We start from the raw sequence: 24,472 nt of genomic DNA, 5'->3' as shown, positions 1-24,472 counted from the left end.
TGGCGTTCGCTGCGTCGTTCGTGTGCCTTCGAGCCACGATAGCCGTCAACCCCCGCCGGAAGGGCGGGGGTTGACAAAACTGGCTCGCGCGGGCATTCGGGCCCGAGGGTCGTGAGCTGGGCCTGCGCACCTCTGGCACATGCCGGAGGCAGGTCGCGTTTCGGCCGGTGCGACAGCCGGTGTCAGCCGTGCGACAGCTGGTGTCACAGCGCCGTACGGGGCCCTGCGGGGCTCAGAGCACCGCGCCCAGGAACTCGCGGGTGCGCTCGTGCTCCGGGTCGCCGAAGATCTTCTCCGGCGGCCCCGACTCGATGACCCGCCCGGAGTCGAACATCAGGACGTCGTCCGAGATGTCCCGGGCGAAGTTCATCTCGTGCGTCACGCAGAGCATGGTGATGTCGGTCGTACGGGCGATGTCGCGCAGCACGTCGAGGACGCCCGCCACCAGCTCCGGGTCGAGCGCCGACGTCACCTCGTCGAGGAGGAGGACCTGCGGCCGCATGGCCAGCGCACGCGCGATCGCCACCCGCTGCTGCTGCCCGCCGGACAGCTGCGTCGGCTTGGCGTCGCACCGGTCGCCGAGCCCGACCATGTCCAGCAGGTCGCGGGCCCGCTGCTCGGCCTCGTCCTTGGAGAGGCCCAGGACGCGTACCGGTGCCTCGGTGATGTTGCGCAGTACGGACATGTTCGGGAAGAGGTTGAACTGCTGGAACACCATCCCGATGTTCTTGCGCACCTCCCGCAACTGCTTCTCGCCCTGCGAGGGGTAGAGCTGCTGCCCGTTGACGTGGATGGTGCCCTCCTCGGGCTTCATCAGCGTCATCAGCAGCCGCAGGATGGTGGTCTTGCCGGACCCGGAGGGCCCGATCAGGGTGACGTGCTTGCCCGGCAGGACCGAGAAGCAGAGGTTGTCCAGGACGGTGTTCTTCCCGAACCGCTTGGTGACGTTGTCGAACTTGATCAGCTCGTCGGCGGCGGCCGGGGCCCGGACGGAATCAGCGGTTTCAGCGGACAAGACGACGCTCCAGGGCTCGCAGCAGAAGGGACGCCGGGTAGGCGATGAGGATGAAGGCGATGCCGACGACGGTCAGCGGCTCGGTGTACTGGAAGGTGGCCGCGCTCTCCAGGCGTGCCTGCTGGAGCATCTCCAGCACGCTGATGCCGGCCAGCAGCGGCGTGTCCTTCAGCATCGAGACGACGTAGTTGCCCAGCGCGGGCACGATGCGCCGGATCGCCTGCGGCAGGATCACCGCGAACCAGGTGCGGTGCGTCGGCAGGCTGAGCGCCGTCGCCGCCTCCCACTGGCCGACCGGTACGGCGTCGATGCCCGCCTTGTAGACCTGCGCGGTGTACGTCGAGTAGTGCAGCCCGATCGCGACGGTGCCGGTGGTGATCGCCGAGAACTGGATCCCCCACTCCGGCAGCACGAAGAACAGGAAGAACAGCTGCACGAGCAGCGGGGTGTTGCGGATGAACTCGGTGACGACGTTCACCGGCCACCGTACGAACTTCGAGGCCGACCTGAGCCCGAAGGCCCACACCAGACCCAGCGAGAACGAGAGCAGCGAGCCGAGCGCCAGCACCTGGAGGGTGAGCAGCACCCCGTCCCAGAAGCGCGGCATGAAGTCCGCGACTGCGGACCAGTCCCAGTTGCTCATCGCGTCCCCCCGGAGATCTGCGCCTTCACGTCAATCCCGATCCCGGCCTTGGACCTGCGCTCCAGCGCCTTCATGCCGCGCGTCAGGAGGAACGCGATCACGAAGTAGATGACGAGGGTGATCGAGTAGATCTGCGCACTCTCCTGGGTGGCGAGCCGCACCAGGTACGCGGCGAACGACACGTCGCCGATGCCGAGCAGCGACACCAGCGCGGTGCCCTTCAGCAGCTCGATCAAGAGGTTGTTGAACGGCGGGATCATCTCCGGCACCGCCTGCGGCAGCATGATCAGCCGCATCCGCTGCCACGGCGTGAAGCTCAGCGCGACCCCCGCTTCGCGCTGTGCGGGAGTGACCGAGGCGAGCGCACCGCGCACGACCTCCGCACCGTACGCACCGTAGGAAAGGCCCAGTGCGAGCACGGCGGCCCACATGGGCACGAACGCCCACCCGATGAGCCCCGGCACCACGAAGAACAGCCAGAACATCAGCACCAGCGCCGAGGTCCCGCGGAACACCTCCGTGTAGACGCCCGCCAGGAAGCGGACGATCCACAGCCGGTTGGTCCGCGCGATTCCGATCACGAAGGCGACGACACCCGCCAACAGGGCCGAGTAGACCGTGAGTTGAACGGTCGTCCAGATCCCGGGCAGGATCCAGTGCTGCCACAGTCCCGCGCTCATCGGCACAACTCCTTGGCCGTCAGCGTCGTCATCTCCGACTTCGTGAAGCCGAACGGCTGGAGGATCCGGAACAGTTCGCCGCTCTTCTTCATCTTGTGGATCTCCACGTTGAAGGCGTCGCGCAGTTCACCGTCCAGCCTGCGGAAGGCGAAGCCGCCGCCGTCGATCTTCTTCCTGCCGTCGACCAGCGGTGCGAACGGCGCGGTGGCCTCCGCCTTCCTGCTCTTCCTGACCACTTCGCGCCCGGCCAGTGCCGTACCGGCGAAGACGTCCACGCGACCCGCCTCGACGGCGTTCAGGCCCGCCACCGCGTCCTGGAGGATCACGATCTCCTTCTCCGGGATTCCGGCGGCGACGGCGTAGTCGATCTCCGCGTACCCGGTGCCGGTGGCGATCGTGGCCCCGGCCTTCTTGACGTCCTGGTAGGTGTGGAGCTTCTTCGGGTTGCCCTTCCTGACCAGGAAGGAGTCCAGCATCTGGTACTCGGGATCGGCGAAGATGACCTGCGCGCACCGGTCCTTGTTGATGTACATACCGGCTGAAACGACGTCGAACTGCTGGGAGTTGAGCCCCGGAATCAGCGACGAGAAGTCGGTGGCGACCGGCTGCACCTTCGCGATCCCGAGCCGCTTGAAGATCACCTTGGCGAGCTCGACCGCCTCGCCGGTGAAGTTCCCCTGGTCGTCGATGAAGCCGTACGGGGCCTCACCGGCGATGCCCATCCGCACGATGCCCTGCGACTTGAGCCGGGCGAGCGTGTTCCCGGTCGGAACCTTGCTGCACCCCGCGACCCCGAGCGCCCCCGCCGCGCCCAGCGCCGCACCGCCCGCCAGGAGCGAGCGCCTGGCTATCGGCCGTCTGTCTTGCGTTCGAGTCTTCCTGGCTTGTTTTTTCCTCGTTGGAGCCATGGGCGCGCGGCTACCCGAGACCGCACGGATTACTCCACTCAATTCCGGCCCGCGGGGCCGCAGATGCCCCCTTGACGGGAGCAAACCTCTGAGCACGATGGGAGGATGACCGACCGATTCGTGGATGTTTCGCTCGACAAGCGCGGTGTGCACTGCACCGCGAAACTCCTCGACGACTTGGCCCCGATGACCTGCCGGGCAGTCTGGGACGCCCTCCCGCTCGGCGGCGACGTCTACCACGCGAAGTACGCGCGCAACGAGATCTACGCGCTCTTCCCGTCCTTCGCCGCCACGGAACCCCCACTGGAGAACCCCACCGTCACCCCCATCCCCGGCGACCTCTGCTACTTCACCTTCGCCGGTACGGAACTGGCCACCGGCTCCCACGGCTACTCCGCCGACCACATCCACCGGGGCCGCCCCGCCATCGTCGACCTCGCCCTCTTCTACGAGCGCAACAACCTGCTCCTCAACGGCGACCAGGGCTGGGTCCCGGGCATCGTCTGGGGCGCGGTCGTCGACGGCCTGGACCGGATGGCCGACGCCTGCCAGGACCTGTGGCGGGCGGGCGCGGTGGGGGAGACGCTGAGCTTCCGGCGGGCAACGGCGGCCTGAGTCCCACAAGTCCGACATCGCCGCCCGGTTGGCGTCCGCGCGCCCGCTCCGTACCATCCGCCCCCGGTGCAGGACCGGCAGGACCGGAAGGACGGAAACGGACAGTGGACGCGAGACCCGAGTACGAGAGCGGCGGCAGCGACGTGGACTGGGAGGCGGAGTGGCGCTGGCACGACGCGAGGTGGGCCGGCAACACGGCGATCCTCGCCCTGGCCTGCGCCGCGTCGGGGGTGGCTCAGGTGTTCAGCCCCTGGGCCGGAATCCGGGTGATCGTCGTCCCCCTGGCGCTGGCAGGACTCCTGATCTGGCTGAACACCAGGGCGCTGAACCGGCTCAGCTCCGAGACCGGCCTCCCGCACCGCCGACTGGCGGCGGTGATGAGGCTCTCCCGGCGGGAGCAGATACCGAACGATCCGGTGGCCCGGCACGCGATGGTTCGGCTGATCAAGCTGCAGAACAGCAAGAAGGCGGGGGCGGGGTGGGCGCGCCCCGTCCTCGTCGCGGCGGCGCTGCTGATCGCGCTCCTGCAGTTCCTCGCCGGGAACGTCCTGTTCAGCGTGGCGCTGCTCGCCGCGGGCGGCTACCTGGCCTCCCCGTTCGGCGTGGCGGCGCGCGTCGAGGCCCGCCAGAACCGGCTGGAGGCCCGCCTCGCCGCACTGACCGCCACCCCGCCGCAGGAGGGCTGACTCAGGCGGGCCCGGCGCCCACCGGCACGGCCCGTACCCACGTCCGGTCCGGGTCCAGGTAGGCGTCCACCGCCAGCCCCGCCTCCTCCAGCGCCGTCTCGAACTCCTGCTCCGTCAGCGGGCAGGAGAGGTAGGTCTGCGTCCAGCGCGCGTCGGGGAACTCGTACTCGACGTGCAGGGACCGGGCCCCGGGGCGGCCCTCGCCCCGGGCGGGTTCCGAGGAGACGATGCGGACCAGCTCCCCGCCGGCGTAACGCCGCTCGACGGGCAGCCCCTCGTGCCGGCCCGCCGCCTCCCGCTGGATCACCACCACGCCGTCGTCGGCGACATGGCGGCGGCAGGTCCGCAGGAGGCCCTCGCGCATCCCTTCCGTGCCCGCGTGGACGAGGAAGGACATGAGGACCACGACGTCGAAGCGCTCGCCGGGCAGGTCGAGGGCCTCGATGGGGCTGCGTACGGTACGTACGCGGGGCAGCCACTCCCGTATCTCCGCCAGCATCTCGGCGGACTCGTCGACCGCGGTGACGGTGAAGCCCTGTTCGGTCAGGGGGCGGGTGAGGCGGCCGACGCCCGAGCCCAGCTCCAGGAGACGGGCGCCCGGCCGGGCAGGGGCGGCCAGCGCCAGCCACTTCGGTTCGTCGAGGACGGGGAGCCGCCGGTACAGCTCCACCGCGCATCCGTCGGGCGTGATCGCTCCGGGGCCCGTGCCCCCGTATCCCTTGCGCACGAAGTGATCCATGGGGTGCATCGCAACACGGTGCGGTCGGCACGGGAAAGGCGATCCTCGGCCATTCCCACGCCGTCGGCGATGGATGATTTCACACAGCAGCTACACCTTTTGGGCACACGGGCCGGAATGGTCTTGGTTAGCGTGAGTGAGCAGGAAGGACAACAGAGGGGTTGTTTTGTCATGCGAAAACCTCACGACATATTTGATCCGAACCTCTATGCAGGCACTCGGCTTCCTCGCGCGCAGGCCGAAACACTGCCGCACTGGGTCTATTCCGACGAGTCGTGGTTCGAGCGCGAAATGGAGACGATGTTCCGCCCCGCATGGCATTTCGCGGGACTTGCCTCCTCGATACCGGAACCCGGAAACTTCTTCACCCTCCGGCTGCTGGACGAACCGCTGTTGGCGGTGCGTGGCGACGACTCGGAAGTACGGGTGTTCCGCAACTCCTGCCGGCACCGTGGCGCGTTGGTCGTCGAGGACCCCTCGGGCACCTGCCGCGGTTTCCGCTGCCCCTACCACTCCTGGACGTACAGCTCCGAAGGCGTCCTGAAGCACGCCCCGGGACTGGACGGCCACCGCCGCGAAGACCTGGCCGGGATCGGCAGGAACCTGCTGGAGGTGCCCTCCGGCGTCCGGGAGGGGCTGATCTTCGTCCACCTCGGGAACCAGGAGGAATCCCCGACGCTGGACGACTGGCTCGGCAACTACCTCTCCTCCGTCGCCGTGCCGCACCGGACCGTGCAGATGGTTCCGGTGGAGGAACGCGAATACGTCCTCGAATCCAATTGGAAGCTCTATGTCGAGGTGGACATGGAGACGCTGCACACCAAACACATCCACCGGGGCTCGATCGGCGAACAGCCGGTGACCTCGGCTGCCTCCGAAGGAAACTGGATCGGCGTTTACCACGAGTCGGAGCACACCCCCGCATTACATCCGGGCGAACGCGACAAAGGGTTTCCGCACACCGGTGGACTCACCGGGGCCGCGGCCAAGGGTGCCCATTTCTCCATCCTGCTGCCCGGCTTCTTTCTCGTGACCGCCCAGGACGTCATGTGGTGGATTCACAAGATTCCCGATTCCGCGTCCCGCACCCGGGTCCGCGTGGGCTGTGCCTTCCCCGCCTCGACCCTCGCGCGCCCGGACTTCGACGAGGTGTCCCCGCGCTACCACCAGCGGCTCAAGCAGGTCATCGCGGAGGACGACTGGATCACCGAGTACCAGCAGAAGGGGCTGCACGCCTCCGGGCCCGGCTGCTACCTGCCGGAGGAACACGTGGTGCACCGCCTCGACAACTGGATCCTCGACCAGGTCCTCGATGACGACTGAGACCACGGCAGGGACGACGGACGAGGCGGCGGCCGCACGCCGGCACCGGTTCTTCCGCTGGTCCGGCTACACCGTGCTGACCGCCTGTTTCCTCTCCGGGTTCTTCTACCGCTTCGCGCCGGCGACCTTCGCCCAGTCCCTCAGCGCCTCGCTGGGGACCTCGGCGGCGCAGCTCGGAATGCTCGCCGCATGGCACTTCTGGGTCTACACCGCAGCCCAGATACCGGCCGGAATCCTCGTGGACCGCCTGGGAACCAGGCTGTGCGTGGCGGCCGGGACACTGGTGACCGCGATCGGGGCCTTCGCCCAGGCGACCGCGGGCGGTCTCGTCCAGGCCTCCATGGGGCCGCTCCTCACCGGTCTCGGACTGTCCGTGGTGTTCGTCGGTGTCATGAAGAACAACGCCGTCTGGTTCGCGCCCCGGCACTACGGAACGATCACCGGCCTCACCATGCTGCTGGCGAACCTGGGCAGCATCCTCGCGGGCAGCCCTTCGGCGGTCCTCGTCTCGCACATGTCCTGGCGGACCATCTTCGTGGCGGCATCGGTCGTCTCCCTGACCCTGGCCGTGGCCGTTCTCGCACTCGTCCGCAACGGCCCCGGCGAGCAGGGGCTCCTCGCCGTGCCGCCCAGGACCGCGCGCACCGGCGAAGGCGCCTGGCAGAGCGTCAGGAACGTACTGCGCCGACGGGAGATGTGGCCGGTGTTCTGGTGCACCATCGGCACCAACGGCACCTTCTACGCCTTCTCGGGACTGTGGGGCGTGCCCGTGCTCACGGACGGTTTCGGCCTGTCCAACGCGCACGCGACGCTCTACACCACCCTGGCCCTCGCCGCCTACGGGACCGGGGCCCTGCTGATCGGTCTCGTCTCCGACCGGCTCGGACGGCGAAAGCCCCTCCTGCTGGCGTCCTCGGCGGCTGCGCTGGCCGGCTGGCTGCTGCTGGCTCTGGCACCCTGGCGGCCGGGCTGGTCGGGGCTGGCCCTGTACGTGCTGGTCGGGCTTGCCGCGGCGCAGGTCACGGTGTCCTTCGCCGCGCTCAAGGAGCTGGTCCCCGGACACCTGGCGGCCACCGCACTCGCCGTGGCCAACACGGGAGTGTTCGCCGCCTCGGCCATGATCCAGCCCCTCTTCGGCTGGATCGTCGACCTGACCGGGCAGGCCGGTTCCGGTACGCCCGCACCGGACGCGTACCGGCCGGCACTGCTGCTGCCCGTCGCGTTCAGCGCGGTGGGACTCCTCGGCGCACTGCGCTCCCGCGAGACGTGGAACCGGCCGGAAGGCGACCGTGGAAGTGACCTTCCGGTGGGAAATTCCGGTGGAACCCGTGCCCCCGTGCCGCCTCGTTCGTCAGGCGGGTAGGCGACATCCTCATGTGGCCGCACGATATGGGCATTTGGAGCATTCAGCGTGAAGAACGTACTCAACGACATCACCAGAACCGGGCCCGGCGGGCGGAACACGAAGGCTCGGGCGCGCCGCGTGTCGGCCGTCGCCGTCACCGCGGCCACCGCCGGGTCCGTCCTGGTCGCCGGGGCGGCCCTCGCCCCGGCGCAGGCCCTCACCCCCGTGGCCGCCGGTACGGCCGCCCCCGCCCTCGCCGCCCCCAAGGCACCCACCGTCACCGCCAGGGGTGCCTTCCTGATGAACGCGGGCACGGGGAGGACCCTGTTCGCGAAGGGGGCGGACACCCGCCTGCCCACCGGCTCGACCACCAAGATCATGACGGCGAAGGTGGTCCTCGCCGACAAGGGCCTCAACCTGGATGCCAAGGTCACCGTCCAGAAGGCGTACAGCGACTACATCGTCAGGAACACCGCCTCGTCGGCCCGCCTGATCGTCGGCGACAAGGTCACCGTCCGGCAGCTGCTGTACGGGATGATGCTGCCGTCCGGCTGCGACGCGGCGTACGCGCTGGCCGACAAGTTCGGTACGGGCAGGACGCGTGACGCCCGGGTGAAGTCCTTCATCGGGAAGATGAACGCCACCGCGCGCTCGCTCGGCCTGAAGAACACCCACTTCGACTCCTTCGACGGAGGCGGCGGCAGGGGCAACTACTCCACCGCCCGTGACCTGACGAAGCTCGCGGTGAGCGCGATGAAGAACGCCACCTTCCGGGCCGTGGTCGCCACCAGGTCCACCAAGCAGCGCACCGTCACGGGGTCCGGCGGCCACCGCTTCGTCACCTGGACCAACACGAACCCGCTGCTCAACAGCTACCGGGGCACCCTCGGCATCAAGACGGGGTCGGGCCCGAACGCCAAGTACTGCCTGGTCTTCGCCACCAAGCGCGGCGGCAAGACCCTCTACGGGACCCTGCTGGCCTCGTCCTCGGACGTGAACCGGGCGAAGGACGCGGGCAGGCTGCTCGATCACGGCTTCAAGAAGTAGCTCGACCACGGCTTCAAGAAGGAGTTCGATCACGGCTTCGAGAAGGAGCGGAGGCGGGGCGCGGAGCACGGGGCGCTCGGCGTGGGGCGGGGCCGATGTCCCGGGCCGCGCCCCGTGCGCCCTCAGGCGCCGGACGGGCCGGAGTACAGCGCCTGAGCCACCCGCAGGAGCAGGCCGTCCCGGTGCCTGGCGGCGACCAGTTGCACCCCCACCGGCAGCCCGTCCCCGTCCGTCCCGCACGGCACCGTCGCCGCGGGCTGCTGCGTCAGGTTGAACGGGTAGGTGAACGGGGTCCACCCCGTCCACCTGCGCAGTCCCGACCCCCTCGGAACCTCCGCCCCCGCCTCGAAGGCCGTCACCGGAAGCGTCGGCGTCACCAGGACGTCGTACGTCGCGTGGAAGCGGCCCATCCGGCGGCCCAGTTCCATGCGCGCGTCCACCGCGGCCAGGTAGTCCAGCGCGCTCGTCCGCGCTCCGGCCCCGCAGATCTCGCGCAGGCCGGGGTCCAGTTCTTCGCGCTGCCGGCGGTTGAAGCCCTGCGCCACCCGCGCCGCCCCGCTGAACCACAGAGTGTGGAAGGCCTCCACCGGGTCCGCGAAGTCCGGGTCCGCCTCCTCCACGTACGCGCCGAGATCGGCGAGCTTCGCCACCGCGCCCCGTACCGCCGCCGCGACCTCCGGCGCCACCTTCACCTGTCCGCCCAGCGTCGGCGAGTACGCCACCCGCAGCCCGCGCACCCCGTCCCGCAGGCCGGCCCGGGTCTCCGTGTCGGCCGTCACCGCCGACTGCGACCAGTCGCGCCAGTCCGCCGCCCCGGCCATCACGTCGAGCATCAGGGCGGCATCGGCCGCGTCCCGGGCCATCGGCCCGGCGTGCGAGAGCGTGCCGAACGGGCTCGACGGGTAGAGCGGGATCCGGCCGTAGGTGGGCTTCATGCCGAAGATCCCGCAGAAGGAGGCCGGGATGCGGACCGAGCCCCCGCCGTCCGTTCCGACCGACAGCGGCCCGGCGCCCGCCGCCACGGCCACCGCGCTCCCGCCGCTGGAGCCGCCCGAGGTCCGCGTCGGATCGTGCGGATTGCGGGTGATGCCGAAGCGCGGCGAGTCCGTGACGCCCTTCCAGCCGAACTCGGGGGTGGTCGTCTTGCCGACCAGTACGGCCCCGTGCTCCCGCAGCCGCGCCACCGCGGGGGAGTCCTCCTCCCACTTCCCGGTGTCCGCCACGGCGTGGGAGCCGCGCAGGGTCGGGGTGCCCGCGGTCAGGAGCAGGTCCTTGACCGTGACCGGCACACCGTCGAGCAGACCCCGGGGCTCCCGCCTGCGCCACCGCTCCTCGGACGCGCGCGCCGTCGCCAGCGCGCCCTCGTGGTCGATCGAGACGAAGGCGTTCAGGGACGGCTGGATCGCCTCGGCCCGCTCCAGCACGGCACGGGCCGCCTCCACGGGCGACAGCTCGCCCTTCTGGTAGGCGGCGAGCAGCCGGTGGGCGGTGAATTCGGTGAGTGCGGTCGGCTCATTCCTCTGTGAGGTCATGCATGGGGACGTACCCAACATTCTTGTCCACTACATTCGGAAGCGGCTTCCCGCTCTCCCAGAGGTCGTACAACTCCAGGAACTGCACGGCGAGTTCTTCGCGCCAGCCCACCACGTCGCCGCTCATGTGCGGGGACACGGTCAGGCCCGGCACGTCCCACACCGGGCTCTGTGGAGGGAGCGGTTCCTGGGCGAAGACGTCGAGCGCGGCGCCCGCGATCCAGCGCTTGGCGAGCGCGGCCATGAGGTCGCTCTCCACGACCAGCCGGCCGCGTCCCACATTGATGAAGTACGCCGACGGGTTCATCGCGTCGAAGACCCGCGCGTCGAACATGCCCCGGGTCGCGTCCGTCAGCGGCGCCGCGCACACCACCCAGTCCGCGCGGGCCAGGAGGGGGAGCAGGTCGTCGGGGCCGTGCACGCCGGGCCGGGCGGTGCGGCCCGTGAGGGCGACGCTCACCCCGAGCGCCTCCAGCGTGCGGGCGACGGCCCGCCCGATGGGCCCCGAACCGACCACCACGGCCCGCGTACCGGCCACCCGGCGCGTCTCCCGGTGGTGCCAACGGCGTTGCCGCTGCAGCTCGTTCGTGCCCTGGAAGTCCTTCGCGGAGGCGAGGACGAGGCCGGCGACGTACTCCGCGATCGGCTGATCGAAGATGCCGCGCGCGTTGGTGACGACCGTGTCCGAAGCGGCGAGTTCCGGACACATCAGGTGGTCCACCCCGGCGCTCGCGGTGTGCACCCAGCGCGGGCGTGCGCCGGGGCCCGGCCACGCACGCCGCACCGCATCCGAATGAAAGTCCCACACCAGCAGCACATCCGCCTGTGGCAGTTGACTCCGGATCGTCGCATCGTCACCGTGCAGAATGCGGGTCCGTCCGGTCAGGCTGCCGAGACGCGGCAGCGGTTCGGCGTCGAGGACAAGAAGGGTCACATCAGTCATGGCGGAGAAACCGTTTCGTAACGTCTGACATACGCAGATGGTGTACGGATTGACCACACTCGTACCCGCACCTTACGGTCGTCAACACCCGTACCTGGGGGCCGCATTGGACATTGACTTTCTCGGTGGGCCACAGCCGCAACGCGGCGTGGGAGTGGTGGCCCCCTTCGACTTCGCACTCGACCGGGAGCTCTGGCGGTGGGTGCCGGACGGCATCTCCCTCCACCTCACCCGCACCCCCTTCGTCCCCGTCGAGGTCAGCCTCGACCTGGCCCGGCTGGTCAGTGAGCACCAGACGCTGCGCGAGGCGGTCCGGGCCCTGATCGCGGTCGAACCGCAGGTCGTCGCGTACGCCTGCACCTCTGGAAGTTTCGTCGGCGGCACCGACGGGGAACGCGCCATGTGCGAGGCGATGTCCCGGGCCGGCGAGACACAGGCCGGGGACCTGCCCTCGGTGACCACGTCCGGCGCGCTCCTGGAGGCGCTGGGTGAGCTGGGCGCACGAAGGATCGCCCTGGTCACCCCGTACACGGAATCGGTGACGCGGTCGCTGGAGGAGTTCCTGGCGGAAGCGGGCATCGTCGTCACGGGAAGGGAGTTCCTGGGCCTCACCCGGCACATCTGGAAGGTTCCGTACCGGGACGTGGTGGACATGGCCCGTCAGGCGGTGGTCGGCGCGGCCGACTGCCTCTTCATCAGCTGCACCAACCTCCCCACGTACGACGTGATCCCCCAGCTGGAGGCGGAGCTGCGGATGCCCGTCCTCTCCGCGAACCAGGTCACCATGTGGTCCGCGCTGCGGTGCCTCGGTGCGCACGCGGTCGGCCCGTACCAGCAGCTCCTGATGGCCTCCGGGCCGCAGTCGCAGTCGCAGCCGCAGCCGCAGCCGCAGTCGGCGGAGCTGCTACCGCCCGCGGACCTGCTGCCCTCCGCGGAGGTGCCGCAGCCCGTGGAGCTGCTGCCGCCGGTGGAGCTGCTGCCGCCCGCGCTGCCGGCGGCGTTCCAGGATCCCCCTCCGCTCCCCGAGCAGGAAGGTCTGACCTGACATGACAGCGATCGGATTCCTCTATCCCGGCCATTCCGCCGAGGACGACTACCCCCGCATCGAGATGATGCTCGCCGCCCCGGACATCCGCCTGCCGCTGGTCCACACCGACATCGGCACCGACGCCCACCGCGTCGACGCACTCCTGGAGATGGGCTCCGACGCCCGCCTCGCCGCGGGCGTCGAGGAGCTGCGGCTCGCGGGCGCCGAAGCGATCGTCTGGGCCTGTACGAGCGCCAGCTTCGTGTTCGGCCGGGACGGGGCCCACGAGCAGATCCGCCGCCTGGCCCGCACCGCGGGCCTCCCCGCCTCCTCCACGTCCTTCGCCTTCGCCCATGCGGTACGAGCACTGGGCGCGAGCCGCGTCGCGGTCGCCGCCACCTACCCGTCGGACGTCGCGGAACTCTTCCACGACTTCCTCAAGTCGGACGGTACGGAGGTCGTTTCGACCCGCGGCAGCGGCATCGTCACGGCGGCCGAGGTCGGCACCTGGGGTCACGCCGAGGTCCTGGCACTGGCCCGCGAGGGCGACCATCCCGCGGCGGAGGCGGTCCTCCTGCCGGACACGGCGCTCCACACGGCGGCCTGTCTGACCGACCTGGAAAGGGAGTTGGGCAAACCCGTCCTGACCGCCAACCAGGTCACGGTCTGGGAAGGCCTCCGCCTGGCGGAGCGGCGGGTGCGGGCGCCGGGACTGGGCGTGCTGTTCGGCGGCTAGCGCCCCTTCAGGGGCGCGGGGCTGTACCGGATCTGCGGCTCCGCCGCGTGGGCGCGACCCGCCACGACGTACCCGCACGAAGATCACCCTCCCCACCTCCCCATCCCGCCGGGAATAACCGGAGCCACCCTCCCGTTCCGTACACGGAAGTACGGAACACGCCCCACCCGCCCCAGGAGGACCCCCGGTGGAACCCACCCCTCACCCCATCCGTGCCAGCGCCACCGGCCTCGCCCCCACCCCCCTCTCCGTCCTCGACCTCGCCACCGTCGGCGTCGGCGCCACCCCCGGTGACGCCCTCCGCACCAGCGTCGAGATCGCGAAGCTCGGCGAGGCCCGCGGGTTCCACCGCTACTGGGTGGCCGAGCACCACTCCATGCCCGGCGTCGCCAGCTCGTCGCCGGCCGTGATCCTCGCCCACCTCGCCGCCCACACCGACCGCATCCGGCTCGGTTCGGGCGGTGTGATGCTGCCCAACCACGCCCCGCTCGTCATCGCGGAGCAGTTCGGCACGCTGGAGGCGATGGCCCCGGGCCGCGTCGACCTCGGTCTCGGCCGCGCCCCCGGCACCGACGGCGCCACCGCCGCGGCGCTCCGCCGCGGCGACAACCCCCACGAGGGCGCGGACGAATTCCCGCGCCAGCTCGCCGAGTTGACCCGGTTCCTCCAGGACGACTTCCCGGAAGGCCACCCGTACGCCCGCATCCACGCCGTCCCGGGACCGGTGCAGGGCCACAGCAACACCCCGCAGGTCTGGCTCCTGGGCAGCTCGGGCTTCAGCGCCCGTCTGGCCGGTTCCCTCGGGCTGCCCTTCGCGTTCGCGCACCACTTCTCCGCGCAGAACACGATCCCGGCCCTCGACCTCTACCGCGAGTCCTTCCGCCCGTCGGAGGTCCTGGACGCCCCGTACGCGGTCATCGGCGTCTCCGCCCTCGCCGCCGACGACGAGTCCGAGGCCCGCCGCCAGGTCCTCACCGGCGCGCTCAGCATGCTCCGGCTGCGTACCGGCCGCCCGGGTCTCATCCCCACCCCCGAAGAGGCCGCCGCTTACCCGTTCAGCTCCCTGGAGCGGGAGTTCGTCGACGGCTGGCTGGCGAACGTCATCCACGGCACCCCGGACGCCGTCCGCACCGGCCTCGACGACCTCGCCAAGCGCACCGGCGCCGACGAGCTGATGCTCACCGCCAACGCGCACACCGGCTCGGCCCGCCTCCGCTCGTACGAACTGATCGCCGACGCGTACCAACTCCCCTCGGGTACGGGGAACTAGGAAGCCGTCCGCTCGCACAGCATCGCCGAGATCCGGTCCGGCGCCGTCGGCCGCGAGTACAGCCAGCCCTGGCCCGTGTCGCAGCCGATCCGCCGCAGCCGTGCCGCCTGGCCCGCCGTCTCCACGCACTCCGCGGTGACGGTGAGGCCCAGGCGGTGCGCGAGCTGCACCAGGGCCTCGACGATCGTCTCGTCGGCGGGGTTCGCATGCGCCTCGTCCTGGAAGCCCCGTACGAAGGCGCCGTCCAGCTTGAGGACCGACACCGGCAGCCGGCTCAGATACGCCAGGTTCGAGTAGCCGGTACCGAAGTCGTCGATCGCGATGTGCACACCCATGTCGCTCAGCGCCTGGAGCGCCTGCAACGGCCGTCCCGCCGAGCCCATCACCGCCGACTCGGTCAGCTCCAGCTGCAGCAACTCCGGTGCCAGGCCCGTCTCTTCGAGGATCTCGGCCACATCCGCGACCAGGTCCGAGTCCCAGACCTGACGCACCGCCACGTTCACCGACACGAACAGGGGCTCGGTCTCCGGGTGGTCCTTCTGCCACTGCCGCGCCTGCCGGCACGCCGTCCGCAGCACCCACCGCCCGAGGTGGACGATCGACCCGTCCTCCTCCGCGATTCCGATGAACCGATTCGGCGCCAGCGTCCCGAACTGCGGATGCCGCCACCGCACCAGGGCCTCGACGCCCCGCACCAGACCGCCCTCCAGGTCCACCAGCGGCTGGTACTCCAGCACGAACTCACCCCGCTCCAGCGCGGGCCGCAGCGTCGACGACAGGGCCTGGCGGGTCATCCGGTGCGCGTTGCGCTCGGGGTCGAAGAGGGTCCAGCGGCCCTTGCCGTCCGCCTTCGCCCAGTACAGCGTCGTGTCCGCGGCCTGCATCAGCCCCGTCGCCGTCGTGCCCGCGGCCGACCGCTCGACCACGCCGATCGACGCGGACACCGAGAGCCGCTGCCCGGCCAGGTCGAACGGCTGCTGCAGCGCGGTCAGCACCGTCTGCGCCAGCTCCGACAGCTGCTCGGTGCCGGTCGAGTCCTCCACGAGCAGCGCGAACTCGTCGCCGCCGAGCCGCGCCACCAGGAACCCGCCGCCGGGGCCGTAGCCACTCTGGTCCGCGCACCGGGTCAGCCGGGTCGCCACCGCGGTCAGCAGCCGGTCGCCGACCCGGTGGCCGAGCGTGTCGTTGACCGCCTTGAAGCCGTCCAGGTCCAGATAGCAGAGCCCGACCCGGCCGGTCCCGCCGCGTGCGTACGTCGACGTCTCCAGGGCGGCCGAGAGCCGCTCGAAGAACAGCGCGCGGTTGGGCAGCCGGGTCACCGGGTCGTGCATCTGGAGGTGGCGCAGCCGCGCCTGGAGCTCGCGCCAGTCGCTGATGTCGGCGACGGACAGGAGCACGTTCGCACTGTCCGGTACGGGGGCGAGCGCGACCTCCACCCACAGGGCGTGCCCGTCGCGGTGCTTGAGCCGGCGGGTGCAGCGGAACTTGGTCCGCCGCCCGTCCAGGACCTCGCGGTACGCGTTCCAGGTGCGGGCGTCCGATGCCAGGTCCACCAGGTCGGCGGCCTCCGTGCCTGCCAGCCGTCCGGCGTCGGTGCCGAGCAGCGCGCCGAGCGACGTGTTCGCGGCGAGGACGGCGCCGCCGGGGGTGATCAGGGCCATCGCGAGAGGGGCGGCCCGGAAGGCGGCCCGGTAGTCGCGGGCGTGTGCGTCGTCGTACTCGCCGTACTCCGGATGACGCTCCGTGACGAAGGGCGGGACGAGAGGGGCGAGGGAGGCGGGGTCGGGGCCTGATCCGGACTCTTCGGGGATTCCGCTCACGGTGTGCTCCCGCAGGGCGATGGAGTCGTACAGGTTTCGTCGGGCGATGTCGGGGGGTCCTGATGTCGGCGGCCTTGATGCGGATCCCAGGCGGGAAAGTGTGCCGATCATAGAGGCTGCCCCGACGGGCGATCCAGCTCCTTCGCCCCCCAATCCCGGTCCGGTACCGGGTCGCCCGGGTGGCCCACCCCACTGGCCGATCGTTTCTGCACGGGTGTGCCTTGACCTGCCACCCTCCTGATCGCTTGTGACTTTCTGTGATCTGTCGGGGTGTCGCCGCAGGCCGCCCCGCGTACCCGAGTGGCGCACTGGAACAGGGCATTCCCCCACAAAACAGAACAATGTGGGTGAGGTGTTCCGAATTCCGCAGCGGAGGGCCCGGAGGTCGATGTGCTGGACCAGTTGACACCCGGGGGAGTGCCCGAGGGGCCGCCGCAGGGGGTGGCCGGGGGGACGTCCGGCGGGGCGGACCGGTCCCGGCTGCGGCTGCGCGGCACGGCGGCCTTCGTGACCTCCCTCGCGGCGCTCGCCGCGACGGGCCTCGTCGCGGGCCCGGCAGCCGCCGCCGGCCAGTCGGCCGCACTGTGCGCCCTGCCGCGCACCTCCGCCCACCACTCGCTGGGCCTCGACAGCTGGAACGAGAGCTACCCGCGCCCGGTCCAGACCCTCAACGCCGTGATGATCTTCCTGTCCTTCCCCGACTCCGAACCCCTGGTCACCCCCGGCGAACTGGCCTCCGACCACTTCCCGGCGACCAGTGACTTCTTCCACCGCGCCTCGTACGGCAAGTTCCGCCTCAAGCCGCACCCGATGCGCGACTGGGTGCGGATGCCGGCCGACTCCGCCTCGTACGCCATACAGCGCGACTGGAGCGCCGAGCGGCGCAGCGCCTATCTGCGCGACGCGGTGGCCGCCGCCGACGGCCGGGTGGACTTCTCCCGGTACGACGTCGTCTACCTGGTCGCCGACCCGGACGCCCCCGGCGTCGACTCCGACGCCACCAAGGTGGTCAACCTCGACGTCCCGCTGCGCGCCGACGGCAAGGACATCCGCCGCATCGTCACCGTCTTCGAGAAGCACCCGCCGGACCGCAACGTCCTCGCCCACGAGACCGGCCACGTCTTCGACCTCCCCGACCTCTACCACCGGCCGTCCGACGGCAAGGGCGACTGGGACACGCACGTCGGCGACTGGGACGTCATGGGCAGCCAGTTCGGGCTCGCCCCCGAGCCCTTCGGCTGGCACAAGTGGAAGCTCGGCTGGCTCGACGCCGGCCAGGTCGCCTGCGTCCCCTGGGGCACCACCACCCGGCTCACCCTGGACCCGCTGGCGGCCCCCGCCCCGGCCGGCGGCCAGCGCGGCAACACACGCCTCGCCGTCATCCGTACGGGAGAGAACACCGCCCTCGCCGTCGAGGCGCGCGGCGGCTCCGGCAACGACCGGGGCGCCTGCGTCGAGGGCGTCCTGATCTACCGGGTGCGCAACGGCGCGGCCTCCGGCGGCGGCCCGATCGAGGTCGTCGACACCCACCCGCGCACCGAGGCGTGCGCGGACCGCTCGGTGTACCCGCCGCTCGCGGACGCACCGCTGGGCGTCGGCGAGACGTACACGGTGGCGGACCAGGGCACCCGGGTGGAGGTCGCGGACCGGACCGGCTCCGGCGGCTGGACGGTGCAGGTCACGACGGGTCCGCGGGCGCCGGCGCGCGCGTAGGCCCCGTGACCTCGTGACCTCGTGTTTTCGTGGGCAGGGGTGGGCCGGTGCACGAAAAAGTCCCCCGAGCCGAAGCTCGGGGGACTTTTCCCGTCTGTGCGCCGCCAGGGACTCGAACCCCGGACCCGCTGATTAAGAGTCAGCTGCTCTAACCAACTGAGCTAGCGGCGCCTGCTGACGTCGTAGACATTAGCACCCTGATCGGCGGGAGGAAAAATCGATAACCGCGAGGCCCGCACACAGGCCCAGAACAGCACCTCGGGGGCCGGCAGCCAGGGGTGCCGCACATCGGGGGCGACCACCCAGCGGGGCCCCTTCCCGGGGCCGGGTGCCAGCGCGGGCACCGTCACCGCGTCGCCCGTCCCGTGACAGAGCAGCGGCGGTACGTCCTCGGCGCGATGGTCCCACTCCAGGAGCGCGGGCAGCCGCTGGGCCGTGCCGGGCGTCGCGAACAGCAGCATCCGCCCGCGCTGACCGGCCACCGGGCCCGACCCCGGCCCCTCCGCCCAGAGCGCGTCGAGCATCCGGCGGCCGAAGACGGCGGGGACGTTGACCACGTCGAAGGCGGTACCGCAGGGCAGCACGGCGGGCGCGGTGGGGCGCGCCTCCCAGGTGGAGAGCGTGCTGCGCGGGTACGAGGAGGCGGAGACCAGCCAGGCGGCACCGGAGGCGGTGACGCGGTCGAGCGCGGGGCTTTGCGAGGGGGAGGGGAGCGGGGAACGCAGGGGTGTGGGGGCGTGGGTGGTCATGTGACAGGTCTACCGGGGGTGAGCGTTCCGTTTCTGAGAGTTGCCGGAAACCGGGACAGGGTGCCCATGAGGGGAGTATCTTGCCGCCGACGCATATGCCAACTGCGAATCCCCGTCCGGGGATCGACGCGGCGCTCCACCTCCTGAGGGCGCATCTCGGGCTCGCGGGCTGATCCCCGACCTGGGGGCGCATCTCCGGCCTGCGGGCGCATCTCGGGCTTGCGGGGCGATCTCCGGCCTGCGGGCGCATCTCCGGCTTGCGGCTGATCCCCGGCTTGCGACCGATCCCCGGCCTGCGGGTGAATCTCCGGCCTGCGGGGCGATCCCCGCCCCGCAGGCGGCCCGGCCTACTGTCCGGTTGCCCCGTCCCGCAGCAGTCCCCGACCGAAGTCGACCATCTTCTTCGCGTAGTCCTCGGTCCACGCCGCCCGCTCCGCGATGTCCGCGGCGGTCAGCCGGTCGAACCTCTTCGGGTCCGCCAGCTGCGCCGCCGCGACGGCCTGGAACTCCACCGCCCGGTCCGTCGCCGCGCGGAACGCGTGGGTCAGCTCGGTGGCCCGGGACAGCAGTTCCTTCGGGTCCTCGATCGACTCCAGGTCGAAGAAGTGCTCGGGATCGGCGGACGCCTCCGCAGGCTCGAAGAGCAGCGGTGCGGGGCGCAGCCGCCGCGCGTTCGGCTCGGTTTCCGCCATGTGCTTCCTCCCATTCGCGGCCATCCCGGGGGGCAGATGGCCACCATCCATTGTCCGGGTGCGCGCAAGTAGGCCTCACCGGGCCCACCGCGCAGGTGGTCGGTGGGGCCGGCCCGCCGCACCGGCGGTGTCAGTGGGGCCCGCGCACCCGGTGTTCCGTCAGGTGTGCCAGTACCGAGTGGTTCGCCTCCCACCCGTCGGGGCACCTCTTTCGCTGCCGCCCTTGCACTGCTTCGCAGGCTTCGGGCGGCCGGCCGGACTCCGTCCGGCGTCCCGTGGTCAGGGTGTCCATCGGGTCCGGTGTTCCGCCAGGTGTGCCAGCACCGAGTGGTTCGCCTCCCACCCGTCGGGGAACTTCACCGTCACGCCCAGCTGCACCGGCTCCGTCGACGGGTGCTCGTCGAGCAGGTCCGCGACGCCCTCGCGGCACACCACGATGCACGCGTGCCGGTGGCGGGAGGCCAGTACGCACAGGCGGCCCGTCTCCAGGTGGAAGGCGGTCGCGTCGGGGCGGCCGGAGAGCGGGTGCAGGACCACCGTCACGTCGAACTCCCGCCCCTGGAGCCGGTTCGCGGTGTCCACCGCGACGCCCGTCACGCCGAGGGCGGCCAGCGCGGCCCGTACCGCCGCCGCCTGGTCGCGGTGCGCCGTGCCGACCGCGATGCGGTCCGCGGTGAGGGGGGTGGGGTCGAGGGAGCGTTCGCTGAGTGCGGCGCCGCCCCGGTCGAGCAGCCGCCGTACGACCTGGGCGAGCGCGCCCACCGCCTCCGGGTCGGTACGGGGCGTGTGCCGGGCGGGCAGTTCGAGCAGGCCCCACCCCGAGTGCGCCGCCTCGTCCACGACCCGGTCGGCGGCCGAGCCGTCCGAGGGCACGCCGAAGGTGAGCTTCCGGTCCGCCGGGCCCGTACCGCTGCGGAAGGGCGTGTACGGGTAGAACGCGTCCGAGACGAGCGGTGCGGCGGAGGCCGGGAGCCGCCAGGACACCGGCAGCCGGTGCTGGGGCAGCTCCGGATTGTGCGCCAGGAGCGTCGAGACGGCGCTCGCGGACGGGTCGTACGACAGCCCCGCCCACTGGTCGGCGCCGACGATCGAGAACGGGTCGAGCTGCCCCGGGTCGCCCACGAACAGCGCCCGCTCGAAGAGGCTCGCCACGGCGAGCAGCGCGTCGGAGCGCATCTGGTACGCCTCGTCGACGATCGCGTGCCGCCACGGCTCGACGCCCTTGACGTGCGCCCACTTCGCGGCCGTCGAGATGACGACGTCGATCCCGGCGAGGTCCGCCGCCTTCGCCGACTTCTTGACGTGGGCGAGGTCGTCGATGGCCTTGTCGTACGGATCGGATTCGGAGCTGTGCAGTCGGCCGACGGGGAGGTCGGGCTGCTTCTCGGCGAGTCGCAGCACCAGGTCGTCCACCTGGGCGTTGGTCTGCGCGACGACCATCAACGGGCGTCCCGCGGCGGCCAGTTCGAGTGCCGCGCGCACGACGAGGGTGGACTTTCCCGCACCCGGCGGGGAGTCCACCACGACGCCCCGGTGGGTGCCGTGGAGCGTGTCGTGGAGGATCGCGGCGGTGGCGCGGGCGGCTTCGGCGGAGGGGTCGAAACCGGGGTCGGGGTGCGGGGAGTGGGGCTTCACGGGTGGTCCTTCGGGGCGGGTCGCTCGGGCACGGTCGGGGCGGGGCGGTGTGCGTGCGGGTTGGCGGGTGGCTGAGCCTGCCTGCGGCGCAGGCCCCCCGCCCCTTCACCTCAACCGCTGCCGCGGGCTGGGGAGCTTCACGGTCGGCGCCGGAGGGGGCGGCTGTCCCGGGCTGCGTCCGGTGCACGGCTGCGTCCGGTGCACGGCTGCGTCCGGTGCACGGCTGCGCCGCGCGTCCTCGAACGCCGGACGGGCCGAGATGCTCACAGCACATCCTCCGGAGTCACCGGATCCGGAGCCTCCGCCAGCGTCGGGCCGCCGCCCCTCGCCGCATCGCCCTCCGCACCCGGCGGCCCCCCGTGCGTCCAGGGCGTCTCCTCCGGGTCCGGAAGCTGCGGTCCGCCGCGCTGGTCGTGCTCGAACAGGGTCCAGCAGACGCGGTCCCCGGCCGCCGGCACCGTCCCCGGCGCGGGCTCCTTGGAGCGGCCCATTCCGTTGACGACGCGGAGCACGAGCACCCCCTCGCCCACCCACTCCACGAACTCCGCGGCCTGCGCCTTCCCCTCCACCGACCGGTACACCTTCACCCGCTCGTCGCCGCCGCCCAGCTGCGGCAGATCCGTCGTCCGCACGGTCACCAGCGGACGCGGACCCGGCCGCTTCCCCTCGCTCCAGCTCATCTCGACACCGAGCACCTCGCTGGTGAACGCCTCGCCCGACAGCCGTCTGGCCGCCATGGCGAGCGGGTCGTCCAGTGCCTCCTGCGCCTCCAGCCGCGCCTGCTCCGTCTCCCGCGAGGCCAGCTTCTGGGCGGCGCCCACCGCGCTGTCCAGGCGCGGCTGCGGCGGCTCCCCGGCGCGCACCCGGTCCCGGTGACCGGTGTACGACCAGCGGTCCCTGGTCCACCGCTCACCCGCCCGCACCCCCTCGGGCAGGGCCCGCACCAGGTCCAGGGCCCGCCACACGGAGTCCCAGGTGGGCCGCAGCTGGGTGGCGAGCAGCTCCCGGACGCGGCGCTCGGCGGCCGACAGCGCGCCGAGCCCCGTGTCCGCGCTCATCCCGTCCTCGGCGGCGGCGAACTGTTGCCTGGCCAGGTCGTACGCGTCGATGGCGGGGGCCAGCAGCGCGTTGTCGAACGCGGGGTCGGTGGCAGGTCCTGCGGGCGGGCACACCAACTGCCCGCCCGCGTCCCGCCCAGCCTCGGCCCGCAGCGCGGCCTCCGCCCCGCCGCCCGCCCCCTGCGGCGGGTCGATCCAGGCGAGCAGCGCCCCCAGGTGCTGGTCCTCCAGGCTGCTCTGCCCGGTCGCCCAGTGCCGGCCCAGCAGGTCGGTCGCGGAGAGGAGCAGCGACGATCCCGGCACCCGGGCCCGCTCCCCGTAGTGCGTCAGCCAGCGGCCCAGGAGGGGAATGTGCGGCGGGGCGGGATAGGGCGTGTCCGGGTCCTGCTCGGCGGTACGGCGAAACCGCATCGACCGCCCGAGCAGCCGTACGTACTCGATGCCGGCCCGGCTCGGCACGATCAACTGCGGTGCGTCCCGGCAGAGTTCGACCTCCACCTTCACGCGCTTGCCGGTCCCCGGGTCGGTCTCGGCCCGCTCGGCGGGCTCGGTGTCGTCGGCGTACGAGTCGATGTACGGCAGTACGGCGTCGGCCAGCTCGGCGAGGAACGCGAACCGGAGGTCGCGGTCGCGGGGCTGCGCGACGGAGAGGAGCAGCGGCGCGTCCCGGTCCGTCCCGACGAGGGCCCCGAGGGGCGCCCCCGCCTCACCGGCGGTGGTGAGGGGCACGACGACCATGGGCCGCCCGGTGAGGTGCCGGTGGCGGACGGTGGCGAGGGGCTGGGCACGACCGCTGCGGGTGGCTTCCAGCCGGGCGAGGGTGTCGATCAGCGACATGGGATGTCGGCTTGCCTTTCAGAGAGGGGTGGCGGTAGCACGGGGCGGGGGCGGCTCCGCTGCCCAAGGGAGCTCAGGGGAGGGCATTTAGGGGCGCGGGGAACTGCGCGACCAGCCACGACGCACCCGCACGACGATCACCCCGGACCCGACCCACCTCACCCTCCAGCCCCCAGCGCTTCCGCCCGCAACGCCGCCGCCCTCCGCAGCGCCGCCACCGTCGGATCCGCAGGATCCCCCGCCCGCCCCTCCGCCGCGTCGAGTACCGCGTCGACCGTGGTCAGCCCGCCCAGCTCACCCCGCACGCTCCGCCCCAGCGTCTCCACCGCGCCCGCCCCGCGCGAGCGTTCCCGGCAGTGGAAGGCCAGTTCGCACGCGGCCAGGCACTCCGGTGCGTACGCCGCTTCCACCGCTTCGACCGCTTCGGCCAGCTCGTCCGCCGAGCACGACGACGGGTCGAAGGTCGTCCCCTGCGGCAGCGCCGCCGCCAGGTCCTCGATGCGGTGCATCCGGGACAACTGCCGTCTGGTGACCGACAGTTGCTTCCGTACGTCCACCGCCGCACCGGTCGGCAGGTTGGAGAAGTCCTTGGGGCAGACCAGCAGCACCCGGTGCCCGACCTCCGCGCCCGCCACCTTCGCCGCCACCCGCTCCAGCGCCAGCACGTACACAGCGGCCTGCCGGGCGGCGGCCCCCACCTTCGCCGCGTCGGCCGAACCGTCCAGCATCGGGAAGGACTTGATCTCGACGACCGTCCAGTGGCCGTCCGGATGCACCACCACCGCGTCCGGCTCCAGATACGCGGGCGTGCCCGCGACCTCCAGCGCCAGCATCGGATGGTCGAGCAGCGTCCACGCCTTCGCCGCGGTCGCCTCGCGCAGCGCGAGCGCGGTGCGTGCCGTACGCCCCTCGGGCCCCGCCGCCGACACGTCCGGGGTCAGCGCCCCGGACGGATCCTCCACCCCCAGCAGCCGCAGCAGCTCGGTCCCGCCGTCCGACTTCACCCGCGCCTCGAACGCATTGCCGCGCATGAACGCGAACTGCGACTGCCCGAAAGCGGCCGGCGACCCCAACGCCTGCGCCAGCACCGCTTTGTTCACCCCCGCCCCGTCCAGCAGCGTCCGCCGCTCGCACCCCGGGTTCGCCGCCAGTGCGGCCAGCGCGCGGGCGTCCAGCGGGTGCGGGGCGACCGCGGCCCCCCGCAGCTCGGCAAGCCGCTGCCGCACCGGAACAGCCGCCAAAGCAGCCGGTTCGCGCCGTACGGGCGGAGGTGTGGGTTCGGGTCCGCTGCCCAGGGTTGCGTTCACCCTCGGAAGTCTCGCATCCGCCACTGACAACACCTCCGTACCGCCACCGACAACACCCCCGCATCCGTACTCGCACCCCGTGAGCGATGATGGAACGGGCCGGTCCCATTCCGGGCCGTAAGCCATATTTCTGTATGGACCATTTCTGTATG

At 71.6% G+C, this 24,472-nt stretch carries 22 protein-coding genes and 1 tRNA gene; 9 read left to right on the top strand and 14 right to left on the bottom strand.

Annotated features, from left to right (window positions below; genetic code table 11):
- Positions 1-232: 232 nt before the first annotated feature.
- Genes ehuA through ehuB form a run of 4 tightly spaced genes read right to left on the bottom strand, consistent with a single transcriptional unit; the run spans position 233 to position 3,246 of the window.
- Positions 233-1,015, bottom strand: a complete 783-nt coding sequence (ehuA, locus tag ACWGIG_RS02575; protein ID WP_453319638.1) for an ectoine/hydroxyectoine ABC transporter ATP-binding protein EhuA — start codon at positions 1,013-1,015, stop codon at positions 233-235.
- Positions 1,005-1,658: an ectoine/hydroxyectoine ABC transporter permease subunit EhuD gene (gene ehuD, locus ACWGIG_RS02570; RefSeq protein WP_453319637.1), complete on the bottom strand. Its 654-nt coding sequence runs from the start codon at positions 1,656-1,658 to the stop codon at positions 1,005-1,007. Before ehuD ends, ehuA begins: the two co-directional genes overlap by 11 nt.
- Positions 1,655-2,338, bottom strand: a complete 684-nt coding sequence (gene ehuC, locus ACWGIG_RS02565; RefSeq protein ID WP_453319636.1) for an ectoine/hydroxyectoine ABC transporter permease subunit EhuC — start codon at positions 2,336-2,338, stop codon at positions 1,655-1,657. Before ehuC ends, ehuD begins: the two co-directional genes overlap by 4 nt.
- The gene (gene ehuB / locus ACWGIG_RS02560; RefSeq protein ID WP_453319635.1) at positions 2,335-3,246 is read right to left on the bottom strand and encodes an ectoine/hydroxyectoine ABC transporter substrate-binding protein EhuB; all 912 of its coding nucleotides are present in this window, start codon (positions 3,244-3,246) and stop codon (positions 2,335-2,337) included. Before ehuB ends, ehuC begins: the two co-directional genes overlap by 4 nt.
- Before the next feature lie 105 nt (positions 3,247-3,351).
- Here ehuB and ACWGIG_RS02555 point away from each other — a divergent pair, with 105 nt between their 5' ends.
- Positions 3,352-3,861: a DUF3830 family protein gene (locus ACWGIG_RS02555; RefSeq protein ID WP_453319634.1), complete on the top strand. Its 510-nt coding sequence runs from the start codon at positions 3,352-3,354 to the stop codon at positions 3,859-3,861.
- A 104-nt stretch (positions 3,862-3,965) separates the two neighbouring features.
- Positions 3,966-4,547, top strand: a complete 582-nt coding sequence (locus ACWGIG_RS02550; protein ID WP_453319633.1) for a hypothetical protein — start codon at positions 3,966-3,968, stop codon at positions 4,545-4,547.
- 1 nt (position 4,548) lies between these two features.
- Here ACWGIG_RS02550 and ACWGIG_RS02545 read toward each other — a convergent pair whose 3' ends face one another.
- Entirely contained in the window at positions 4,549-5,286 is a 738-nt protein-coding gene (locus ACWGIG_RS02545; protein ID WP_453319676.1) for a class I SAM-dependent methyltransferase, read from the bottom strand.
- A gap of 300 nt (positions 5,287-5,586) precedes the next feature.
- Between ACWGIG_RS02545 and ACWGIG_RS02540 the strand changes: the two genes are divergently transcribed.
- The 3 genes from ACWGIG_RS02540 (at position 5,587) to ACWGIG_RS02530 (ending at position 9,001) form a co-directional block, all read left to right on the top strand.
- A complete protein-coding gene (locus tag ACWGIG_RS02540) occupies positions 5,587-6,609 on the top strand; it encodes an aromatic ring-hydroxylating oxygenase subunit alpha (protein WP_453319632.1) in 1,023 nt (340 codons plus the stop codon).
- Complete coding sequence (locus ACWGIG_RS02535) at positions 6,599-7,972, top strand: MFS transporter (protein ID WP_453319631.1); 1,374 nt, start codon at positions 6,599-6,601, stop codon at positions 7,970-7,972. The genes ACWGIG_RS02540 and ACWGIG_RS02535 overlap by 11 nt, the downstream gene beginning before the upstream one ends.
- Before the next feature lie 120 nt (positions 7,973-8,092).
- A complete protein-coding gene (locus ACWGIG_RS02530; RefSeq protein WP_453319675.1) occupies positions 8,093-9,001 on the top strand; it encodes a D-alanyl-D-alanine carboxypeptidase family protein in 909 nt (302 codons plus the stop codon).
- Positions 9,002-9,123: 122 nt separating this feature from the next.
- Here the strand turns inward: ACWGIG_RS02530 and ACWGIG_RS02525 are convergent, their stop codons facing one another.
- Positions 9,124-10,533, bottom strand: coding sequence for an amidase (locus ACWGIG_RS02525; RefSeq protein WP_453319630.1), 1,410 nt, complete (start codon positions 10,531-10,533; stop codon positions 9,124-9,126).
- The gene (locus ACWGIG_RS02520) at positions 10,514-11,476 is read right to left on the bottom strand and encodes a D-2-hydroxyacid dehydrogenase (RefSeq protein ID WP_453319629.1); all 963 of its coding nucleotides are present in this window, start codon (positions 11,474-11,476) and stop codon (positions 10,514-10,516) included. The genes ACWGIG_RS02525 and ACWGIG_RS02520 overlap by 20 nt, the downstream gene beginning before the upstream one ends.
- A 106-nt stretch (positions 11,477-11,582) precedes the next feature.
- Here ACWGIG_RS02520 and ACWGIG_RS02515 point away from each other — a divergent pair, with 106 nt between their 5' ends.
- The 3 genes from ACWGIG_RS02515 (at position 11,583) to ACWGIG_RS02505 (ending at position 14,509) form a co-directional block, all read left to right on the top strand.
- Positions 11,583-12,521 (top strand): maleate cis-trans isomerase family protein, encoded by a 939-nt coding sequence (locus ACWGIG_RS02515; protein WP_453319628.1) that lies wholly within the window; start codon positions 11,583-11,585, stop codon positions 12,519-12,521.
- A 1-nt stretch (position 12,522) separates the two neighbouring features.
- Positions 12,523-13,239, top strand: coding sequence for a maleate cis-trans isomerase family protein (locus ACWGIG_RS02510; RefSeq protein WP_453319627.1), 717 nt, complete (start codon positions 12,523-12,525; stop codon positions 13,237-13,239).
- Between the two features lie 187 nt (positions 13,240-13,426).
- A complete protein-coding gene (locus ACWGIG_RS02505) occupies positions 13,427-14,509 on the top strand; it encodes an LLM class flavin-dependent oxidoreductase (protein ID WP_453319626.1) in 1,083 nt (360 codons plus the stop codon).
- On the opposite strand, the gene ACWGIG_RS02500 is transcribed toward ACWGIG_RS02505, so the two are convergent.
- Positions 14,506-16,329 carry a putative bifunctional diguanylate cyclase/phosphodiesterase gene (locus ACWGIG_RS02500; RefSeq protein WP_453319625.1) on the bottom strand — a complete coding sequence of 608 codons (1,824 nt, stop codon included), beginning with the start codon at positions 16,327-16,329 and terminating at the stop codon, positions 14,506-14,508. The genes ACWGIG_RS02505 and ACWGIG_RS02500 overlap by 4 nt on opposite strands.
- Before the next feature lie 417 nt (positions 16,330-16,746).
- On the opposite strand from ACWGIG_RS02500, the gene ACWGIG_RS02495 reads away from it, so the two are divergent.
- Positions 16,747-18,042: a M6 family metalloprotease domain-containing protein gene (locus ACWGIG_RS02495; protein ID WP_453319674.1), complete on the top strand. Its 1,296-nt coding sequence runs from the start codon at positions 16,747-16,749 to the stop codon at positions 18,040-18,042.
- Positions 18,043-18,139: 97 nt separating this feature from the next.
- On the opposite strand, the gene ACWGIG_RS02490 is transcribed toward ACWGIG_RS02495, so the two are convergent.
- From ACWGIG_RS02490 to ACWGIG_RS02465, 6 genes are all read right to left on the bottom strand, one after another.
- Positions 18,140-18,213, bottom strand: a tRNA-Lys gene (locus ACWGIG_RS02490).
- Entirely contained in the window at positions 18,204-18,791 is a 588-nt protein-coding gene (locus ACWGIG_RS02485) for a bifunctional DNA primase/polymerase (protein WP_453319624.1), read from the bottom strand. Before ACWGIG_RS02485 ends, ACWGIG_RS02490 begins: the two co-directional genes overlap by 10 nt.
- 347 nt (positions 18,792-19,138) lie before the next feature.
- Positions 19,139-19,483 carry a hypothetical protein gene (locus ACWGIG_RS02480; protein WP_453319623.1) on the bottom strand — a complete coding sequence of 115 codons (345 nt, stop codon included), beginning with the start codon at positions 19,481-19,483 and terminating at the stop codon, positions 19,139-19,141.
- Positions 19,484-19,762: 279 nt separating this feature from the next.
- Complete coding sequence (locus tag ACWGIG_RS02475; RefSeq protein ID WP_453319622.1) at positions 19,763-21,118, bottom strand: AAA domain-containing protein; 1,356 nt, start codon at positions 21,116-21,118, stop codon at positions 19,763-19,765.
- Between the two features lie 263 nt (positions 21,119-21,381).
- Positions 21,382-23,013 (bottom strand): hypothetical protein, encoded by a 1,632-nt coding sequence (locus ACWGIG_RS02470; protein ID WP_453319621.1) that lies wholly within the window; start codon positions 23,011-23,013, stop codon positions 21,382-21,384.
- Positions 23,014-23,171: 158 nt separating this feature from the next.
- Entirely contained in the window at positions 23,172-24,320 is a 1,149-nt protein-coding gene (locus tag ACWGIG_RS02465; protein WP_453319620.1) for a hypothetical protein, read from the bottom strand.
- Positions 24,321-24,472: the final 152 nt, after the last annotated feature.

The organism is Streptomyces sp. NPDC054863, assembly GCF_053610825.1.
Note: the sequence above shows the minus strand (reverse complement) of the source record. Positions and strands in the feature narration are given on the sequence as shown.

Excerpts from the sequence above, each read along its gene's own strand:
- ehuB (WP_453319635.1), bottom strand. The coding sequence starts at position 3,246 with ATGGCTCCAACGAGGAAAAAACAAGCCAGGAAGACTCGAACGCAAGAC.
- ACWGIG_RS02480 (WP_453319623.1), bottom strand. The coding sequence starts at position 19,483 with ATGGCGGAAACCGAGCCGAACGCGCGGCGGCTGCGCCCCGCACCGCTG.
- ACWGIG_RS02510 (WP_453319627.1), top strand. The coding sequence starts at position 12,523 with ATGACAGCGATCGGATTCCTCTATCCCGGCCATTCCGCCGAGGACGAC.
- ACWGIG_RS02520 (WP_453319629.1), bottom strand. The coding sequence starts at position 11,476 with ATGACTGATGTGACCCTTCTTGTCCTCGACGCCGAACCGCTGCCGCGT.
- ACWGIG_RS02555 (WP_453319634.1), top strand. The coding sequence starts at position 3,352 with ATGACCGACCGATTCGTGGATGTTTCGCTCGACAAGCGCGGTGTGCAC.
- ACWGIG_RS02525 (WP_453319630.1), bottom strand. The coding sequence starts at position 10,533 with ATGACCTCACAGAGGAATGAGCCGACCGCACTCACCGAATTCACCGCC.
- ACWGIG_RS02535 (WP_453319631.1), top strand. The coding sequence starts at position 6,599 with ATGACGACTGAGACCACGGCAGGGACGACGGACGAGGCGGCGGCCGCA.
- ehuC (WP_453319636.1), bottom strand. The coding sequence starts at position 2,338 with ATGAGCGCGGGACTGTGGCAGCACTGGATCCTGCCCGGGATCTGGACG.
- ACWGIG_RS02470 (WP_453319621.1), bottom strand. The coding sequence starts at position 23,013 with ATGTCGCTGATCGACACCCTCGCCCGGCTGGAAGCCACCCGCAGCGGT.
- ehuD (WP_453319637.1), bottom strand. The coding sequence starts at position 1,658 with ATGAGCAACTGGGACTGGTCCGCAGTCGCGGACTTCATGCCGCGCTTC.
- ACWGIG_RS02545 (WP_453319676.1), bottom strand. The coding sequence starts at position 5,286 with ATGGATCACTTCGTGCGCAAGGGATACGGGGGCACGGGCCCCGGAGCG.
- ACWGIG_RS02540 (WP_453319632.1), top strand. The coding sequence starts at position 5,587 with ATGTTCCGCCCCGCATGGCATTTCGCGGGACTTGCCTCCTCGATACCG.
- ACWGIG_RS02485 (WP_453319624.1), bottom strand. The coding sequence starts at position 18,791 with ATGACCACCCACGCCCCCACACCCCTGCGTTCCCCGCTCCCCTCCCCC.